Below are 18582 nucleotides of genomic sequence, written 5' to 3' on the forward strand. Positions count from 1 at the left end.
TACATGAAGCCTGGCAGCAAGCCGCACCGGGGCCGCCGACGCAAGGCCCGCCCGCAGCGCCGCACCACCCGCCCGCAGTTCCTCACCCTGGCCGCGCTCCTCGTGGCCGCCTCGCTCGTCGGCGGTTATCTGGTGCTGAATCGTTCGGCCGACACCGCGCCGACCGCTTCTTCGGCAGGCAGCGGGAACAACAAGGGGTCCACCAAGGCCTCCGCGGAGCCCGAGTGGGACGGCAAGACGAAGATCATCGGGGACGGCTCCACCTCCTACACGGGCCCGCAGAAGGGCCGGCTGAAGGCCGTACCGCTCAAGAAGGGCGAGAAGCCGCCGCAGTTCGTCGTCTTCTCCTGGGACGGCGCGCTCGCCGGCGACGACGAACTCTTCCAGCACTACCGGCAGCTGGCGAAGAAGTACGACGCCCATATGACGTTCTTCCTCACCGGCATCTATCTGCTGCCCAAGGACAAGCGGAGCCTCTACGACCCGCCGCAGCACGACAAGGGCTCCGCCGCGATCAGCTACCCCACCGACGAACACGTCCGCACCACCCTCGAACAGCTCGGCAAGGCGTGGGAGGAGGGCAATGAGATCGGCACCCACTTCAACGGCCACTTCTGCGGCGAGAAGGGCGGCGGCGACTGGAGCGTCGCGGAGTGGAAGCAGGAGATCGAGGAGTTCAACTCCTTCCTGGAGAACTGGAAGACCAACACCGGCTACACCGACGTCGACCCGCTGCCCTTCGACGTCAAGGCCGTCAAGGGCGGCCGCGCCCCCTGCCTGGAGGGCCAGGAGAACCTGCTGAAGGCCGTCAAGGACTTCGGCTACCGCTACGACGCCAGCTCCCCGGGCGCCTACCAGGTATGGCCCGGCAAGAAGAACGGCGTCTGGGACTTCCCGCTGCAGATGCTCCCGTACAACGACGAGTACCAGGCGCTGTCGATGGACTTCAACTTCCTCTACAACCAGTCCGACGGGCAGACCGAGGGCGATCCGGCCATGTACCCGACGTGGCAGCAGGAGACCATCGACACCTACATGGCCGGCTTCAACCGCGTGTACTACGGCAGCCGGGCGCCCCTGTTCATCGGCAACCACTTCGAGCAGTGGAACGGCGGCATCTACATGAACGCCGTCGACGAGGTCATCAAGACCGTGTGCGTGAAGAAGGACGTGAAGTGCGTGTCCTTCGACGAACTGGCCGACTGGATGGACGTACAGACCCCGCAGACCCTCGCGAACCTGCGCGGACTCGACCCCGCCCAGGCGCCGGACGACTGGGCGACGGTCGTGAAATAGCCGCATGGATACCCATGTTGCCCACTTGTTATTCCCCCCGGCCTCACTTCACTTGAGGAGGTCATGTAAAGATTCGCTCCCGGGTACGACCAACCCGGGGTCAAGGAGAATCCCAGTGAGATCAAGGACGTTGAGCCTCGCAGGCTCGACCCTCACGGCGGCCGTGCTGGCATCCGCACTGTTGCCCGTCACCGCCGCGACCGCCGCCGCGTCGACGCCCAAGGTCACGAGCGCCACCAAGGACGCCTTCGGCCGCGTCGCGGACAACGTGCTCACCGACCGCACGGCCGTCCTGCTCGGCGGCAAGGCCGCCCGCAAGTCGCTGAAGCCCACGGGCGGCGTCAAGCTGTCCGCCGCCCAGAAGAAGGCCGAGGACGGCAAGCTGTCCGCCCTGAAGGGCACCAGGTCCCGGCTCGCCGGCCTGGGCGAGGCGTACACGTCGGCGGACACCAAGGTCACCGTCGACAGCGCCAAGGTCAAGGGCAAGAAGGCCACGGTCGAGGTCACCGAGACCACGACCCTGAAGTACAAGAAGATACGCGGCGACGAGCCCGCCTCCACGGGCTTCGAGGCCCACCACGTGCTCACCTTCACCGCCACCGCCGGCACATGGCAGCTGACCGCCATGCGCTCCACGGACGGCGGCGCCCCCCGCATCAACGAGCCCGTGGTCCCGGCCGCGGACGCCAAGCTGAGCCGTACGCCGATGGCCGTCATCAACGCCCCGAAGGCGGCCACCACCCGCAACCCCGCGGCCAAGCCGAAGACGCTCACCGGCGGCGCCTACGACTACAAGGCGATGGCGACGTACACCGAGCAGTACTGGAAGAACTACAACCCGGCGTACCGCAAGTACAACGCGGCCGGCGGCGACTGCACCAACTACCTCAGCCAGGGCCTCCTGGCGGGCGGCTGGAAGCAGATCTCCACGGTCACGCCCGAGGAGTACGACACCTGGTACTACGCGTCGAACGGCACGGCCGACGCCTGGATCGGCGTCAACGAGTGGTCCTGGTTCACCCAGACCGCCAAGCGGACCACCGCGCTCGCGAACGTCTACCAGATGGACATCGGTGACGTCCTCCAGGTGGACTTCAACGCGGACGGGGACAAGGACCACTCCATGATGACGACCTACCGCAGCTCCAGCGGCGTCCCGTACCTGACGTACCACGACGCGGACACCTACCGCCGTTCGGTCGCGAGCATCATCGCCTCGTACCCGACCGCGAGCTACTACGCCTACCGCACCTGAGCCGCCCGGCCCGATCGGGCCGCGCCAGGTGTCAGCCGGCGCCCTTCCCGTCCGTGTCGTCCGTCGCGTCCGTCGCGTCCGTCGCGTTCGTCGCGTTCGTCTCGGATTCGGGGAGGGCGTCGGCCCGCGTCAGTTTCGCCATCCCCACCCCGGCCTTGCGCCGCATCTCGCGTTCCGACTCCTCCGGGTGGCGGGCGCGCCAGTACGGGTTGTCGTGCGGCAGCGCCGAACCGACTCTGCCGTACATCCCGAACGTCATCAGCAGGATGCCGACGACAAAGCTGAACAGCACGTTCTGGATGCGGAACGCCAGGAAGTTGGAGTCGGTGTCCAGCAGGGCCATGTTGCCGAAGCCGCTCAGGATGAACAGGATGCCCAGCGTCATGTTCAGCGTGGAGGCGAAGTTGCCGCCGATCACCATGCCGACGAGCAGCAGCAGCCCCACGGCGACCGACAGGACGCTCAGCGTGCCGTTGGTACTCAGCCCCGCGACCTCGTCGCCGCGGGTGTCGAACCAGCCCACCTTGTCGATGAGGCCCAGGATGCCGAAGACGAGCAGGAACAGACCCATCAGGCCGGCCCCGAACCGGTAGACCCTGCTGAGGCGGTGGTCGACGGGAAGATGCTCGTCGATCCTGATCCGCCGCCGGGGACTTGCGTGCCGGCCCTTCGGACGCGCTGAGTGCGTGGCATGCGTGGCCATGTCCGCCTCCCATCGGGTTCGGGTGCGAGCGGAGGCCTGCGTACCCCTTCAGCATCCGACGGGGGGCTCGGACGGGCAACCCAGCGGTGGTCGTCCACTCGGGCAGGGCGCACTCAGCCTGTCCGGCGTGTGAGGCCAAGCGCACTCAGCCTGTCCGGCGTTTGAGGACGAGCCCGAAGGGCGATCGAGGGGGTCTGGGGGCGCAGCCCCCAGGGATGGGACGGGTAGGGGCGGCGGGGGCGAAAGAGATCAGGCCCCCGCCCCGCGCTCCTTGCGGATCAGGTCCACCACCCGGGCCACGTTCTGCCGCACCGCCTCGGTCTCCGTCAGGAAGTGCCAGTAGTCGGGGTGACGGCCCTCCAGCGTCGCTATCGCGCGCTCCAGCCGGGCGACCGAGTCGTCCAGCGGCCGGGCGTGCCGCGGGTCGGGCGTGGAACGGCCGGCCATGGCGAGGCGCTGGGCGTCCCGGATCGCGAACCGGGTCCGGTCGATCTCCTGCTGCGAGTCCTTCTGCACCGCGTTCAGCCGCCGCAGCCGGTCGCCCGCCGCCGAGACCGCCTCGTCGCTGTGGTTCAGCAACGCCCGTACGGTCGACAGCAGCGAGGTCGCGTCCGGCCAGCGCTGGGCGTCCCGCGCGGCCCGCGCCTCACGCAGCTTCAGCTGGGCCTGCTCGACGTCCCGCGCGACCTGGTCCGGCACCTGCTGGAGGTCCTGCCAGCAGGCCGCCACGAACCGCCGCCGCAGCTCGCTCAGTATCTGCGGCACCTGCCCCGCCCGGGTGCCCAGCGCCTCCGCGCGGGTCCGCAGCGACACGAGCCGGTGGTCGATCTCGGCGGCCTTCTCCGGCAGCCGCTCGGCCTCCGTCCGCACCGCCTCCGCCTCGCGTACGACCCGGTCGGCACGCTCCAGCGTCTCCCGTACGCCGTGCTGTCCCGCCCCCTGGTTGAGCTTGGTCAGCTCGGGCGCGAGGGCGGCGAGCCGGGCGGCGAGATCGTCGGCCGTGAGCCCCGAACCCCGTACGGCGTCCAGGGCGTTGGAGGCGGCGAGCAGCCCCTGTCGGGCGCGCTCCACCGCCGGGACAAGCCGGGCCAGCTGGGTCTCGGCCGTGCCGAGCAGCGGCCCGAGCCCCTGCGCGAAACGGTCCAGCTCCTGCTTGACCCGCCCCAGCTCGTCCTTGGCGGCGGTCAGCTCGGTCCGGGCCCGGGTGGCGACGGACGCCTCCAGGTCGTCCCGGTCCAGGTCGTGGGCGTCGACGGCGTTGATGTACTGGTGGCTGGCCTCGTCGATCCGCCGCCCCAGCGCCTCGAAACCGGAGACGGCCTGCCGGGCGGCGGGGGAGTCGTCCACCGCCGTGATCGTCTCTATCGAGATGCGCAGATCCCGCTGGGCGGTGTCCAGCTCGTAGAACGCGGCCGCCGCCGCGTCCTTCGCCGCCTGCGCCTCGGCCCGCTGGCTCTCCGCCCGCCCGCCGAACCACCGCCGGGTGCCGCCCCCGGCGAACGCGGCGGGCAGCACCAGCGCGGCGAGAAGGGGCAGGGCGAGGAGGGCGACGGCGTCCCGGCCCGCCGAGCGGCGGACCCGCCGGGGGCGGGGCGTAGGGCTGTCGGCCGTGCGGGGCGCGCGGCTGTGGGGTTCCGGCGATGGCGCGCGGCCGGGGGGTTCGGGCCGTGGTGCGCGGCTTTCGGGTTCTTGTCGTGGTGCACGGCTGTGGGGTAGTTGTGCGCTCGGCACACTCGGCGTGTACGGCTCTGCAGGTGTCGCCGTCACATCCCTCTCCCGTGCTGTCATCCACCCTGGCCGGTTGCCATTCTCCCACCGGTCAAGGACGAAAACACGGGTCGATCGGTTCGCTGTTCGCCGTGAGGGGCTCAGCCCACGTTCCGCACGGTGACCGAGCCGTCCTTCGTGCCCGCCCTGACACTAACCCCCGGTTATAGGTTTGCGGGGCACGCCGTCGGGCAATGTAGGCTGTCGGCTCGTACTCGGGTGCGTAGCTCAGGGGTAGAGCGCCTGCCTTACAAGCAGGATGTCGGCGGTTCGAAACCGTCCGCGCCCACCAGTAGGTGACGAAGACCCCGGCCGTGATCGGCCGGGGTCTTCGCGTGTCAGGAACCGCGGGCGTGCTTCAGCCGGGTCCGGGCGTCGACCTTCTCCTCGGTGGCTACCTCCGCCCAGAAGCGGTGGCAGCTCACGAACACCGCCAGTTCGCGCTCCCGCTCGCGGAGCTTCTCCACCTCGGCCTGCTCGTCGGGCGTCCAGCCCGGCGAGGCGGGGCGCTCGACCTTCCGCCAGCCGTTGTCGTCACTGAAACCGTCCAGGGGCTCGACCGACCAGGGCAGCCGCTTCAGCAGCGCCAGGAGCTCGGCCCGGACCTGATGCAGCTCCTCCTGACCGGCGAGGAGGTCACTGGGGAAGTCATAGGTCTTAGCCACGCGGCAATGCTACGCCTGTTCGATTTTGGGATGCGAGTTCCTTCTGTCACTTCGGGCACGGCTTCACACGGACGGGTGGATGGGACGGAGGGGGACCTTGGGGAACCGCTGATGCACTGAAGGTGGACCTTGAGGGCTTCGGTATCTTCACGCCATGACCCTCGACGATCTCCGTGTCTTCGTCGCCGTCTGCCGGGCCGGGAGCCTCAGTGCGGTGGCCCGGGAGCTGGGGTGCACCCAGTCGGCGGTGAGTCAGCATGTGCGCCGGCTGGAGCGGGAGACCGGGGTCGCACTCGTGGAGCGGCAGGCCCGCGGGGTCGTGCCGACCCGGGCCGGGCGGGTGCTCCAGGAGGCGGCGGCCGAGGGCATCACCGGGCTCGACCTCGCACTGCGCCGACTGGCCGAGACGGTGCGCGGCGACGGCGGGGTCGTACGGATCGCCACCGGCGGCACCACCGTGCGGCACTTCATGGCGCAGGGCATCGTCGACTTCCGGCGCTCGTATCCGGACGTGGGCCTGGAGTTCCAGACCGTACGGTCGAGCGCCGGGTGTCACGACGCGCTGGCCGACCCGTCCCGGGACCTCGACCTGTCGTGGCTGACCCTCGGGCCCGCCGTCCGGGGCATCGAACAGCGGGCCGTGGCGGAGCTGCCCTGGGTGCTCGCCGTACGCGCCGACGACGAACTCGCCGGACGGGAGTGGGTGGAGGGCAAGGAGCTGGACGGGATGCGGCTCATCGGACTGCCGGAGAACTCCACCTCCTACGCCCACCTCGACGGCGCCTACCGCGAGTTGGGCATCAGCGTCAGTCACTCCGGCGCCGGTGTGGCCGACTGGGACACCGCGATCCTCCTCACCGAACTCGGCGTCGGCCACGCCGTGGTCCCCGCGCTCCCCGGCTGGACCGGCCCCGGCCACCCCGGGCTGCGCTTCGTCCCGGTCCCCGATCTGCCGCCGCTCACCGTCGGCTGGGCCGTACGGTCCTGGGAGGCGCTGTCACCGCCGGCCCGCGCCTTCGCCGACACGGTGGCCCGGCACGCGGTGCGGGTGGGAGGTGGGGTGCGGGCGGTCGAGGGGTGAACTCGCGTCGCTGCGACGCGGGTTCAGCTGGTGGAGAGGTGTTTGGCCGGGGCCGGGCGCGATGGGTCGGCTCAGTGGCCCGCCGCCCGCAGCCCCTCCACCACCTTGGCCGCCACCGGGACCGATACGCCGTGGCGGTCCGCCGCGCGGAGCAACGCGGCTCCGATCGCGTCCAGTTCGAGGGGGCGGCCGGCCTCGGCGTCGCGCTGCATGGAGGACTTCATGGCGGGCGGGAAGGCGTCGTAGCGGCGCAGGGCCTCGGCCGGGTCCACGGGGGCGCCGGAGGCCGCGCTGACGGCCGCCGTCTCCTCGACCAGGGCGGTCAACTCCGCACGGTGGCGCGTACGGACCTCGCCGAGGGGCAGGCCGTAACGGGTCGTCAGCAGCGCGAACGGGGCCAGGAACGACATCTTCGCCCACAGTGCCGCCGTCTCGTCCCCCAGGACCCGGGTGCCCACGCCGGACCATTCCAGCGCTCCGGCAAGGGAGTTGAGGCGTCCTCGCGGGACCGTGTCGCCGGTCAGGTCGACCTCCGCGAAGGGGCTGCCGTGCTCGATGACGCCCGGGGCCACGCGGGTCGACTCGACGCGGATGGTGGCCGGGGCGATGTGCGCGGCCTCGCCGTAGTGGGCGCGGAGGAAGGCCGGGTGCTCGACACCGTTCAGGAACGGGACGACCAGCGTGTCGGCGCCGAGCGCCGCCGCGGGGAGCCGGTCCAGGGCCGCCTCCAGAGTCGTGTGCTTTACGGCGATCAGGACCGCGTCGACCGGTTCGCGGAGCTCGGCCGCGGTCTCCACTCGGGCGGTGAACTCCCCGAAGCGGGCGCTCCTGACCTGGATGCCGTCCTTCTCCAGCGTGCTCGCCGTCTCCTCCCCGGCCAGGCAGATCACGCGGTTCCCGGCGCGGCCCAGCAGCGCGGCGAGCAGGCCGCCCACGCCGCCCGGGCCCAGTACCGCCACCGTGAGCCGTTCGTTCGTCATGGTCCCCTCGTTTCTGTCGGTCGAGCCGGCGCTCGGTGATGATCACAAAGGGTGGAGGGCCGAGTCAATCCTCGGGGGAACTTGCTGATGCCCAAGGATGTGCTTGGTGAGGGCCATGACCTGCGCGGTCGGCCTGGGATTGGGCGGGGATGCGCGCGAGACTGTTTCCATGTGCCGCAGCATCAAGACTCTCCGACCGCCCGTCCTCCCCGAAGAGGCCACCGAGGACGACATCCGTGCCGCCGCCCTGCAGTACGTCCGCAAGGTCTCCGGCTTCCGTGCGCCCGCCGCGCACAACCGGGAGGTGTTCGAGCGGGCGGTGGACGCGGTCGCCGAGGCCACGGCGGAGTTGTTGGCGGGGTTGGAGGTACGGGGCGCCACCCGAAGGGCCGGGTAGGTTTTCGCCCCCGCCGCCCCTACCCGTCCCATCCCCAGGGGCTGCGCCCCTTCGACCCCGGGGTGCTTTGGGTGGGTGGGTTGGTCGTGGGTGGGGGGTGGTGTGGGGTGTGGGGTGTGTGCGGGTGGGTGGGGGCTGGTCGCGCAGTTCCCCGCGCCCCTTTAGGGGCGCGAGCAACCACAACGCGCCTGCACCCGCCCGACAACGCACACCCCGAGCTCGACCGCGTGCGGGGTCGAAGGGGCGGCGGCGTCAGCCGCTCAGGCGGGGCCGGCGCATGAAGTACGCCGCCCCCGCCCCCGCGCCGAAGAGCGCGGCCACGGAGACGGCCGTCGCCAGCCACGTCGGGCCGAGCCACTGCGCGCCGAGGTAGCCGAGGGCGACGCTGTACGCGGCCCAGGCGACCCCGGCCACCGCCGACCAGGGGAGGAAGTCGCGGGCGCGATGCCGGGCCGCGCCCGCGCCGAGGGAGACGACGGAGCGGCCGGCGGGGGCGAAGCGGGCGACGACGACCAGGAGACCGCCGCCCCGGGCGAGCGCCGCGCCGAGACGTTCCTGCGCGGTCGTCAGGCGCCGGGAGCGGGCGATGGCGCGGTCGAGACGCGCGCTGCCCCGCCAGGCCAGCCGGTACGCCACGAGATCACCGAGCACGGACGCGGTCGCCGCGGAGAGCATCAGCACCAGGATGTCGGGGACCTCGCGAGGCATCGCGCCCGCCGCCGTCTCGGCCGCGGCCGCCGTGGCCGCCGCGACGACCAGGACACCGCTCGGCAGGACCGGGAGGAACACGTCCAGCACGATGGACACGCCCACGACGGCGTAGATCCATGGGCCGGCGGTCAGCCAACCCAGACTCTCAAACACCGAACACTCTCCTGTTGTCCCCCGACGTCACGGCGACCCGTGACAGCCGAACAGCGTACGCCCCGGGTACGACACACGGCTCACAGGGGCTCATGTGTCTGTCACGCCGTGTTCATTCGGACTGCTCGGCGACAGCGTCCGAGTGGGAGTGACGGGGGATCAGGGAGAACAGGGGAGTCAGGGGGGGGCGATCGGGGACGGGCCGCCGGGGCGCGTGGCACCCCGGCGGCCCGTTTCGTGCGACCGGCGATCGGGCCGGGGCAGACCGAAGCGGCCCGGCCCGGGATCAGGCCGCCACGGGCGCCTTGTCCTTGGCGGTCCTGTCCGCGGACGCGGCCTGGCGCTTGCCGAGGAGCTGGTCGAGGCCGAGCGCGCCCGAGCCGGTGAAGATCAGCAGGAACATGGCCCAGGAGTAGAGGGCCGCGCCCTCACCGCCGTTCTCGACCGGCCACAGGGCCTGCGGCTGGTGGACCTTGAAGTACGCGTAGGCCATGGCGCCCGAGGCGATGAACGCCGCGAAGCGGGTGCCGAGGCCGAGGAGGACCAGGGCGCCGCCGACGAGTTCGATGACGCCCGAGTACCAGCCGGGCCAGGTGCCGGCGGAGACGGTGCCGCCCTGTCCGTCCGCGCCGCCCAGGACGCCGAAGAGCTTCTGGGCGCCGTGGCAGGTGAAGAGCAGGCCGATGACGATACGGAAGAGACCGAGGGCGTATGGCTGGGCGCTGTTGAGGCGTCCGGTCATTGTGGGGGACTCCTTCGGTAGTGACCCGGTCCTTGTGGGACCAGTGGGGACGGTTATTACCGGTGAGTCACCAACGTAGGCAGGCCTAATCGATACTTGCAAGTTCAACTTCTGGCCAGCTCTTCATCTCTGCTGAAGCGGCCTTTTCGTATGTCGTCGCACGTAGAACCGCCCGCGCCACGGCATCCGCGTCCGAGAGTGTGACCGAATCCACTCCCGGTCGGGCGCCCGCCGCCGTCACCCAGTGCACGCCCTCCGTGGGTACGCCGAAGGCGAACCGCCGTGGGTGCGCGGCACCCTGACGGTTGATCAGACGGTACGGCCGTGGTGTTACGTCCAGCCCACCCGTCTCGTAACCATCCACCCGGTGCGGGCGGCATCCGCCCGTCCGCAGCAGTCCGGCGAGCAGTTCGTCGGCGGTCCTGCGCAGGTCCGGCTCCGGGAGGCGGGCCTCGACGACCGTGGTCACCCGGACCGCCGAGCCCGGCACGTCGGGCGAGTGTGCCAGCCAGGTCCCGTCCTCCGGCCGTACCTCAAGGCGCGGGCCGAGCACCGTCAGGACGCCCGCCTCGATCAGCGCGGACATCTCCTCGATACGGCTGCGGGGCGGGCCGATGGACAGGAACGCGTTCAACGGCGTGTACCAGCGGTCCAGATGCTCCCGGCGCGACGCGCCGGCCAGCCCGCCGTGGTCCACGATCAGCCGCAGCTCGTTCCGCAGGTCCCGCAGCACGTCCAGCGCCGCCTTCACCGGCCCCTCGACGTTCCCGAGCGCGGCTTGCGCGGCGTCCTCCCGCAGATACCCCAGCAGCCAGCCCCGCCAGTCCTCCGGGCCCGCGAACTCCCGTCCCGTATACGGCCGCGAAACCCGGCCCCACGACCAGCGCTCGGCCTCCGCGACCCCGAACTCGTCCAGAACGGCGGCCTCTTGGGCGGAACGATGGGGCGCGGCGAGGAAACGGTCGCGGAAGGCGCGGCGGGACGCGTCGTCGGCGGGACCGTCGCAGGGGGCGTCGAGGAGCTCGCACGACGGGCCGTGAAGCGACTGGTGCGGCATATCGCCACGCGTACGGCCACGCGGACCGCCCTGGGAATCGCTGCCGGAAGCGCTGCCGGAATCGCTACGGGAATCGCTGCCGGAATCGCTACGGGAATCGCTGCGGGGATCGCTACGGCAATCGTTGCGGGGATCGCGGCACGTGGCCGAATCCGAGGCCCCCAACACCCCCTCGTAGTAAACCGTTTCGACCTCCTTCGCCACCAACGGCCATATCTCCGCGAGGAAGTCGGGCGCCTCCCCGGAGTCCGAGCGTTTGCGGAGGCCGGCGATCACCTCGGGGGTCAGGACGAGCGGGGTGTGGCGGCCGTAGGGGCCCTTGGCGTTGTCGCCGCGCGCCTGGTAGGGGACGCCGCGCCGGGAGCCCGCGTAGAGGCGGGGCTCGCGGCCGGAGGGGACGTACCGCAGACGCCGCTTCTCCCGGGACCGGTCGTCGCGATCGTCGCCGTCGTCGTGTACGAAGCGGCCGCCCCGGCCGGTCGTCAGCAGGGCCATGTGGTCGAAGAAGTTGAGGCCGAGACCGCGCAGGAGGACCGGTTCGCCGGGGGCTACGGGGGAGAGGTCGAGGTCGGCCGGATTGGCGGGCGGGAAGTGGCGCAGGCCGTGGCGGGCGGCGTACGCGGTCAGGTCCCGTTCCGCCCGGTCCGGGACCGTGGGGAGATGGCCCTGGGCGAGGACCACGGCGGCGAGGCGGGTGAGGACGCGGCCGGTGGCGAGGGTGAGCCGCTGGGCGCCGTCGGGGGCGTCGTCGAGGCGGACCGCCCGGGTGCCGTGGACCTCGACCCGGATCTCGGGCGGCGCGCCGCGCACCACCTCGGCGAAGACCCACTCCAGATAGCGCCCGTACTGGGCCCGCGTCGGATAGTCGTCGGGTCCCAACTGGCCCGGCCCATCCGCCCCGCCCGACTCCCCACTCGCCCACTCGTACAGGCTCGGGCCCGGACGTATCGGGCCCGAGCAGTCCACGCTCTCGTCGGTGAAGAGGGTGACCTGGGAGGCCACGGTGTTCATCAGCAGGTGGGGGGACTGGGCGGTGCGCCACACCCGGCCCGGCCCCGGTGGCGCGGGGTCGATGACGTGGACGGTCAGACGGGTGCCGGGGCGGAGCAGTTCGGGGGCGGAGGCGCAGAGACGTTCCAGGACGCTGGTGCCGCGCGGGCCGGCGCCGACGAGAGCGATACCGATGTCACTGATCCCTGAGAAACCTGGAATGTCCGACAAGGGGGTAACTCCCGTGCGAGTGGGGCGCAACGTGGGGCGCGGTGCGGCGACCGCCCGCCGGGAAGCGGACGGTCCGCCTCATCATGCCGTCGCACACCACGGGAGAAGAGCCCTGGGACCGATCAGGCGCGCCCGGTGTGGGATGCCTCACGAGCATCTCGGACAACAGGGGCAACAACCGTGTGCAATGGGTGCATTAGGGGGTGAGAGCCGACTCGGTCGCCGTCTCCAGTCGTGCCTTTCCGCCGTTCCGCGCCCGCGCCCGGTCGAGCCGTAGCCGGGCCGAACGGCCCTGCAGCGTCAGCGTCATGAGGTGGTTGCCGAACCAGGGGCCGCCCGTCCTGCGCCAGTCGATCGAGGGCCGCGCTCCCCGCCCGTGCCGCCCGAACCACCGGCCGAGGGCCCGCCCCGTGCCGCTCCAGCCGAAGCGGAAGCCGAGCTTTATGGAGAGCGGGATGGAGTTGTGCACGGGCGAGCAGGTGAGTTGGAGGACGCGGGCGTCGGGGCCGCCCGGATCACCGTCGGGGGCACGGCCCGAATCACCGCCGGAGCCCCCCGGATGACCGCCCGCGTCGCCCTCCGGCCACGACGGTTCGGCGATGTACGCGTGGTGCACGTCCCCGGAGAGCACGAGCACGGTCGCCGGGGCGTCCGCGCCCGAACCCGCCTCGGCGATCAGCCGGGTCAGGCCCTCGAAGGAGGCGGGGAAGGCCGCCCAGTGCTCCAGGTCGGCGCGCTGCCGCAGGTCCTCCCCGAACCGCGCCCAGCGGTCCCCGCGCTCGCCCCGGCAGAGCGCGGCGCTCCAGGCCTCGGCGTCGTGCACGAGGTGGGGCAGCAGCCAGGGCAGGGACGTACCGATGAGGAGATGGTCGTACGAGCCCCGCGCGTCCAGCGCCTGGGTGCGCAGCCACTCCGTCGCGTCGGGGTTCAGCATCGAGCGGTTCCCCTCGTCGAGGACGCGCGCGGCCCGGGTGTCGAGCATCAGAACACGTACGCGCCCGAAGTCCCGCCGATAGCTCCAGCGGACCGAGGCCGGGTCCTGGTCGGCTTGGGAGGCGTGGGCGCGCAGCGCGTCCGTACCGTCCGGGGTGGCGCGTACGGCGGCGTGGACCGGGTCGGCGGCCAGTTCGGCGGGGGAGAGGTTGCCGAGGTGCTGGTGGACCCAGTACGACATCAGGCCGCTCAGGATGCGCTCGCGCCACCAGGGGGTGGTCCGCATGTCGGCGAGCCAGGCCTCGCTGGTGTTCCAGTCGTCTATGACGTCGTGGTCGTCGAAGATCATGCAGCTGGGGACGGTGGAGAGCAGCCAGCGGATCTCGGGGTCGAGCCAGGACTCGTAATAGAGGTGGGTGTACTCCTCGTAGTCCGCCACCTGGTCGCCCGGCGGGTCCGTCAGGTTCCGGCGGGCGGCCAGCCACTGGCGGGTGGCCTTGGAGGTCTCGTCCGCGTACACCTGGTCGCCCAGGAGGAGGAGTACGTCGGGGCGCTCGGCGCCCGGTTCGGCGGCCAGGTGGGCCGCCAGGGTGTCCAGGGCGTCCGGGCCCACCGGGTCCGGTTCGCCGGCGGGCGGCGCGGCCCAGCGGCAGGAGCCGAAGGCGACCCGGACGGTGTCGCCCTCGGCCGGGGTGCGGATCTCGGAGGGCGGGAAGGCCGAGCCGGGCTCGGGCCACACGGGCGTGCCGTCCAGCAGGATGTCGTACGCCGATGCCGTGCCCGGCGTGAGTCCCGTCACCGGGACGAGCGCGTAGTGGTGGCCGGCGATCTGGAAGGTGCGGGCCTCGCCGCCCCCGCCGCCGGCGCAGCGCACCTCGGCGACGCAGGGACGGCTCGCCTCGACCCATACGGTCGCGGACGAGCCGTCCACATATCTCAGCAGTGGTCCCAGGCGCAGCCCCGCCATCGGTGATCACCCTCCTCCGTCGCCCCGTACGGTACGGAACGACGGAGGCCGGCGGGGAGGTTCCGGGTCACAACTTGGGGCTGGTTCAGCAGCTGGCCAGGTAGCTGGTGAGCGCGCTCTTCTCGGCCGAGTCGACGGAGAGGTCGTAGTAGTACTTCACCTGGACCCAGGCGCGGACGTACGTGCAGCGGTAGGACGTGACCGAGGGCATCCACTCGGCCGGGTCCTGGTCGCTCTTCGACTGGTTCACGTTGTCCGTGACGGCGATGAGCTGCGGGCGGGTCAGGTCGTTGGCGAAGGCCTGACGGGTGGCGCTGCTCCAGCTGTCGGCGCCGGAGTCCCAGGCCTCGGCCAGCGGCACGAGGTGGTCGATGTCGAGGTCGGAGGCGGCGGTCCAGGTGGCGCCGTCGTAGGGGGAGTACCAGGAGCCGCTGGTGGCGGCGCAGGCGGAGCTGGTGACGACGTTCGAACCGTCGCGCTTGAGGACCGTCTCGCGGGTGTTGCAGGTGCCGCTGATGGTGATCCAGTGGTTGAACAGGTCCCGGTTGTACCCGGTGCGGTCCTCGGTCGCCACGGTCAGGCTCGCGAGGTAGGTACGGGCGGTGGCGGCGCTGACGGGGGTGGGCAGCGCGGCGGAGGCGGTCGGAGCGTTGAAGAGCGCGACGGAGGCTATCAATCCGCTGAGCGCCGCGAGTATGCTGACTCGTCGACGCGCGTAGAACCTGCGCATGGGAACTCCTTGTGGGGCCGGGGGTGTTGGGGCGCGAGCGATTGAAGGGTCGCGTCGCTGTGTTACCGGCGGATGTGCGTCTGGTGAGAAGCTAATGACGTGTGCATGACACGACAAGGGTTGCGTCGTGATTGATGGGCGCGTAGGGGGTGGGGGCGCTTGGGTTGTGGTGCGGGTGCGGGTGCGTCGTGGTTGCTCGCGCAGTTCCCCGCGCCCCTAAAAGACCAGGCCCCACTCACCCGCAGCCGCCACACGACCCGGCGCCCCGATCCCCTAGGCGACCCGCGTATCATGGGCCGCGCAGAAGGGGAGTAGCTCTTCGCCGGACCGTCGACATACTGCTCAGCTCGTCTGAGCCGGCGCCCGGAGGCAGGTCCCGTGATTCGGGACCGGCCAGCGAGACCTTCGGCAAGCAGTGCACCCATGACCGTGTGCTGCCGTGCCGAGGTGTCGCGACAGCGGATGATTTCTCTCGGTGGGGCGGCCCGACCGATTGAGGAACTTTGATCAGCTTCAGTGTCACGGCGCTCGTCTTCGGCGTCGTCTTCCTCGCCGAACTCCCCGACAAGACCGCGCTCGCCGGTCTCGTCCTCGGCACCCGTTACCGCGCCTCGTACGTCTTCGCCGGAGTCGCGGCCGCGTTCGCCGTGCATGTCGCGCTGGCCGTGGCGGCGGGAAGCGTCCTCACGTTGCTGCCGCAGCAGATCGTGCACGCGCTGACGGGTGTGCTGTTCCTGGGCGGCGCGGCGATGCTGCTCATGAAGGGGGACGAGGGCGACGAAGAGATCCGGAAGCCCGAGAACCAGAGTTTCTGGAAGGTCTCGGGCGCCGGCTTCATGCTCATCCTGGTCGCCGAGTTCGGGGATCTGACGCAGATCATGACGGCGAACCTCGCGGCCCGCTACGACGATCCGCTGTCCGTCGGCCTCGGCGCGGTCCTCGCCCTGTGGGCCGTGGCCGGGCTCGGCATCGTCGGCGGCAAGGCGCTGATGAAGCGGGTGCCGCTGACGCTGATCACCCGGGTCGCCGCCGTGCTGATGGTGGCACTCGGTGTGTGGAGTCTGTGGGAAGCCGTGGCGGGATGAGTGAGGGGGTGGCGGTGCCCCGGTTTGTTTTGTACCGTAGAGGAACAAAGTGGCTCCCGCCCGCACTCCCTGACCGGTGGGCGGGGCCACCTTGTCCCTCCGGGGCCGCCTGGTCCTTCCAGGCCGGGGCTCCCGCGTTCCCGGCCGGACGGCCGGATCTTCGGGGCTCGCGGTTCCGGACTCCCGGGGCCGGCCTTCGCGGCCCCCTTCCCGCGCCTTGGAGCTGCTGATGACGGCCACCACCGTTCTGACCGCCCGTGCCCTCCTGCTGGACATGGACGGCACCCTCGTCAACTCGGACGCCGCCGTCGAACGCGTCTGGCGGCGCTGGGCCGAGCGGCACGGGCTGGACGGCACCGAGATCATGAAGGTGGTGCACGGCCGCCAGGGGTACGCCACGATGGCCGTGCTCCTGCCCGACCGGCCCATGGAGCAGAACCTCGCGGACAACGTGCGGATGCTGGCCGAGGAGACCGCCGACGTCGACGGTGTCGTCCCCATACCCGGCGCGCCGGAGTTCCTCGCCTCCCTCGTCGCCGACGGTGTGCCGCACGCCCTGGTGACCTCGGCGGACGTCGCCCTCTCCACGGCACGGATGGCCGCCGCCGGGCTGGCGCTGCCGGGGGTGCGCGTCACCGCCGAGTCGGTCGGCGCGAGCAAGCCGGACCCCGAGGGCTTCCTGAAGGGCGCCGCCGAGCTGGGTGTCGCCCCCGAGGACTGTGTCGTCTTCGAGGACTCCGGGGCGGGCATCGAGGCCGGCCGGGCCGCGGGGATGCGGGTCGTGGGCATCGGGGAGCGGGCGCGGTCCCATGGGCCGGATGTGGTGGTGCCGGATCTGACAGGCGTGCGGGTCGAGGTGACCGAGGGCGGGGCGATCCGGGTGCACGTCGGCGGTTGATCGCGCTGACGGCGGCCCAGAAGCTCTGCCCAGCCCGGTGAACCGTCGGTGCCATGGCCCAGGCCGGATGGCTCGGCGGGCGATGCCGTCGGCCGAGCGCATGACGCTCGCGTCGGTGCCTGGAACTCGATCCCGTGGGACTCGATCCCGTGGGACTCGGAGACGTGGACGATGCGGGCCGTGGGGGATGCGGGCCGTGGGGGACACCGCCGAGGTGGGCGGGGCGCCCTGGCCCTGATGCCGTTCCGTGCTCTGCTCCCGGCCGCGCCGAGGGCGTCGGTCCCGGGTGGCTTCGGGTGCCGATTCGCCCCCGTCCGGCGGCGGTTGCCGAGCCGGCGGACGGGGGCGATGACCTGCTTGGGGCGTTCGGGGTGGTGGACCTCAGCCCTCGGTCTTCGGGCCCGTCTGCTGGAGGACCTCGAAGCTCCAGAGGGTCGAGTCGGAGGCGGCGGGCTTGGGGCGTTCGCCGCCGCCCTGGTGGGCCTGCTTCATGGGGCCCTCCATCCACGCCTGGAAGGCGTCCTCGTCGCGCCAGCGGGTGTAGACGAGGTAGTTGTCGGTGCCGTCGACGGGGCGGAGGAGCTCGAACCACTCGAAGCCGTCGGAGTTCTCGACCACCCCGGCGCGGGAAGCGAACCGCTTCTCCAGCACCTCGCGCTGCTCGGCCGGAACCGTGAGGACGTTGATCTTGACGATGCTCATGCCTTCATCCTGCATCACGCGAAGGGGAAGGGCGTGGGCCGACCCCCTCCACCGGCTGCCGAGCACCGGCCTGGGCGTACCGGGCGGTTCTCGCCGGCCGGGGCGCTTGGCGGGGGACCTCGGCTCGACGCCCACCCCGGTCCCGCCCCGCCGGTCCCGCCCGCCCGTCACGGCTCCTTCGTCTCGGACTCCAGGCGCTCCCGGGTCACCAGGCCGTAGACGCCCGGCTCTTCCCTGTCCTGCGTGATGCCGCGGCTGTTCTGGTAGAAGGTGACGGCCTGTTGGACCTGGCTGTCGTAGCTCTCGTCGATGTCGCCGTTGTATAAACCCAACTGGCGCAGCCGGAGCTGTAGTTCGGTGACCTCGGGGTCGTCGTCGCCGAGGCGCAGCGTCTTGGGGACGACGAGCCGGCTGTCGTCCGCGCCCTCCGCTCCGGCGGCCGACGAGCCGTCGGAGGCGCCGGCGCTGGGCGTGCTCTGCGTCGGCGTGGCCGAGGCGGACGCCGACGGTGAACCGGACGACCGCGCGGGTGAAGGAGACGAGGACGGGCTCTTCCGGGGGCTCGGCGGCGGCGCGTCGCTCGACGGCGCCGCCGCGGGCGCCCCGCCCCCGCCCTCCCCGGACGGCTCCACCGGCGACGCCTCCCCGTCGGGCGACGTGTCCGGCGCGCTCGCCCGTACGTCGTCCGGCAGCGCGTGGTCCCGCTCCGGGGCGTCGTAGGAGAACAGCCCGCTCGCGAATGCGGCGGTGGCCATCGCGCCCGCGGCGGCGGTTGCCGCGAGGGCCACGACGATTCCCCTACGGCGTCGGTGTCGACGCCCGGGGTGCCGCGCCGAAGCCGAAGAAGAGGCGGGCGAGGTGGAGGGGCCGGGCGACGGCGCCGACGGGACCGATGGGCCACCGAACAGGGGTGACGGGACCGGCGGTGCCGACGAGGGCGATGACGGTGACACATACGGCGAGGGTGACGCGTAAGGCGTTGAGGCCGACGCGTAAGGCGATGAGGGCGACGCGTAAGGCGTAGAGGGCGACTGCGGTGTCGGGGAAAGCTCCCCGCTCGATGAGGCGCCCGGCCCGTTTTCCCTCGCCTCCCCGTCCAGATCCTCGAACAGCCGTACGTCCGTCGCGTTCGGTCGGGTCGCGGTCGCCGCCGTGGTCACCGGCATGGCGATCGTCGGAGTGTGGTCGGGCATCGACGTGCCCGGTACGGCCGGGCCTGGCCCCGGCTCCACCCGCCCC

The 18582-nt window shown here is 71.6% G+C and carries 17 protein-coding genes and 1 tRNA gene; 7 read left to right on the forward strand and 11 right to left on the reverse strand.

The genetic code is table 11. From position 1 onward, the window contains the following. Window positions 1-3: 3 nt before the first annotated feature. Together JIX56_RS32930 and JIX56_RS32935 are read left to right on the forward strand one after the other, a co-directional pair. Window positions 4-1296, forward strand: coding sequence for a hypothetical protein (locus tag JIX56_RS32930; protein WP_257545985.1), 1293 nt, complete (start codon window positions 4-6; stop codon window positions 1294-1296). A 115-nt stretch (window positions 1297-1411) separates the two neighbouring features. Further along, the gene (locus JIX56_RS32935) at window positions 1412-2551 is read left to right on the forward strand and encodes an amidase domain-containing protein (RefSeq protein WP_257545987.1); all 1140 of its coding nucleotides are present in this window, start codon (window positions 1412-1414) and stop codon (window positions 2549-2551) included. A gap of 31 nt (window positions 2552-2582) precedes the next feature. On the opposite strand, the gene JIX56_RS32940 is transcribed toward JIX56_RS32935, so the two are convergent. Together JIX56_RS32940 and JIX56_RS32945 are read right to left on the reverse strand one after the other, a co-directional pair. Then, window positions 2583-3254, reverse strand: coding sequence for a DUF4383 domain-containing protein (locus tag JIX56_RS32940; protein WP_257545989.1), 672 nt, complete (start codon window positions 3252-3254; stop codon window positions 2583-2585). A gap of 249 nt (window positions 3255-3503) precedes the next feature. After that, on the reverse strand, window positions 3504-5021 hold the full coding sequence (locus JIX56_RS32945; RefSeq protein WP_257545991.1) for a hypothetical protein: 1518 nt from the start codon (window positions 5019-5021) through the stop codon (window positions 3504-3506). A 217-nt stretch (window positions 5022-5238) separates the two neighbouring features. Here JIX56_RS32945 and JIX56_RS32950 point away from each other — a divergent pair. Then, window positions 5239-5313, forward strand: a tRNA-Val gene (locus JIX56_RS32950). 46 nt (window positions 5314-5359) lie between these two features. Here JIX56_RS32950 and JIX56_RS32955 read toward each other — a convergent pair. Further along, window positions 5360-5686, reverse strand: coding sequence for a hypothetical protein (locus tag JIX56_RS32955; protein WP_257545993.1), 327 nt, complete (start codon window positions 5684-5686; stop codon window positions 5360-5362). 154 nt (window positions 5687-5840) lie between these two features. On the opposite strand from JIX56_RS32955, the gene JIX56_RS32960 reads away from it, so the two are divergent. Then, window positions 5841-6767: a LysR family transcriptional regulator gene (locus tag JIX56_RS32960; RefSeq protein WP_257545995.1), complete on the forward strand. Its 927-nt coding sequence runs from the start codon at window positions 5841-5843 to the stop codon at window positions 6765-6767. A 71-nt stretch (window positions 6768-6838) separates the two neighbouring features. On the opposite strand, the gene JIX56_RS32965 is transcribed toward JIX56_RS32960, so the two are convergent. Continuing rightward, window positions 6839-7747, reverse strand: a complete 909-nt coding sequence (locus JIX56_RS32965; RefSeq protein WP_257545996.1) for a ketopantoate reductase family protein — start codon at window positions 7745-7747, stop codon at window positions 6839-6841. A 169-nt stretch (window positions 7748-7916) separates the two neighbouring features. Here JIX56_RS32965 and JIX56_RS32970 point away from each other — a divergent pair, with 169 nt between their 5' ends. Beyond that, window positions 7917-8144, forward strand: a complete 228-nt coding sequence (locus JIX56_RS32970) for a DUF2277 domain-containing protein (protein ID WP_257545998.1) — start codon at window positions 7917-7919, stop codon at window positions 8142-8144. 252 nt (window positions 8145-8396) lie between these two features. Here JIX56_RS32970 and JIX56_RS32975 read toward each other — a convergent pair whose 3' ends face one another. From JIX56_RS32975 to JIX56_RS32995, 5 genes are all read right to left on the reverse strand, one after another. Then, window positions 8397-9008: a DedA family protein gene (locus tag JIX56_RS32975; protein ID WP_257546000.1), complete on the reverse strand. Its 612-nt coding sequence runs from the start codon at window positions 9006-9008 to the stop codon at window positions 8397-8399. Window positions 9009-9294: 286 nt separating this feature from the next. Continuing rightward, complete coding sequence (locus JIX56_RS32980; RefSeq protein ID WP_257546002.1) at window positions 9295-9750, reverse strand: DoxX family protein; 456 nt, start codon at window positions 9748-9750, stop codon at window positions 9295-9297. Window positions 9751-9835: 85 nt separating this feature from the next. After that, window positions 9836-12028, reverse strand: a complete 2193-nt coding sequence (locus JIX56_RS32985; RefSeq protein WP_257546004.1) for an FAD/NAD(P)-binding protein — start codon at window positions 12026-12028, stop codon at window positions 9836-9838. A gap of 196 nt (window positions 12029-12224) precedes the next feature. Then, window positions 12225-13928 carry an alkaline phosphatase D family protein gene (locus tag JIX56_RS32990; RefSeq protein ID WP_257546005.1) on the reverse strand — a complete coding sequence of 568 codons (1704 nt, stop codon included), beginning with the start codon at window positions 13926-13928 and terminating at the stop codon, window positions 12225-12227. 85 nt (window positions 13929-14013) lie between these two features. Beyond that, window positions 14014-14658: an HNH endonuclease family protein gene (locus JIX56_RS32995; protein WP_257546007.1), complete on the reverse strand. Its 645-nt coding sequence runs from the start codon at window positions 14656-14658 to the stop codon at window positions 14014-14016. A 503-nt stretch (window positions 14659-15161) separates the two neighbouring features. Between JIX56_RS32995 and JIX56_RS33000 the strand changes: the two genes are divergently transcribed. Beyond that, a complete protein-coding gene (locus tag JIX56_RS33000) occupies window positions 15162-15743 on the forward strand; it encodes a TMEM165/GDT1 family protein (RefSeq protein WP_257546009.1) in 582 nt (193 codons plus the stop codon). A 229-nt stretch (window positions 15744-15972) separates the two neighbouring features. After that, window positions 15973-16641: an HAD family hydrolase gene (locus JIX56_RS33005; protein WP_257546011.1), complete on the forward strand. Its 669-nt coding sequence runs from the start codon at window positions 15973-15975 to the stop codon at window positions 16639-16641. 381 nt (window positions 16642-17022) lie between these two features. Here JIX56_RS33005 and JIX56_RS33010 read toward each other — a convergent pair whose 3' ends face one another. Next, window positions 17023-17343, reverse strand: coding sequence for an antibiotic biosynthesis monooxygenase family protein (locus tag JIX56_RS33010; RefSeq protein WP_257546013.1), 321 nt, complete (start codon window positions 17341-17343; stop codon window positions 17023-17025). 167 nt (window positions 17344-17510) lie between these two features. Further along, window positions 17511-18131, reverse strand: a complete 621-nt coding sequence (locus JIX56_RS33015) for a peptidoglycan-binding domain-containing protein (RefSeq protein WP_257546014.1) — start codon at window positions 18129-18131, stop codon at window positions 17511-17513. Window positions 18132-18582: the final 451 nt, after the last annotated feature.

This window comes from Streptomyces sp. CA-210063 (assembly GCF_024612015.1).
GTDB lineage: Bacteria > Actinomycetota > Actinomycetes > Streptomycetales > Streptomycetaceae > Streptomyces.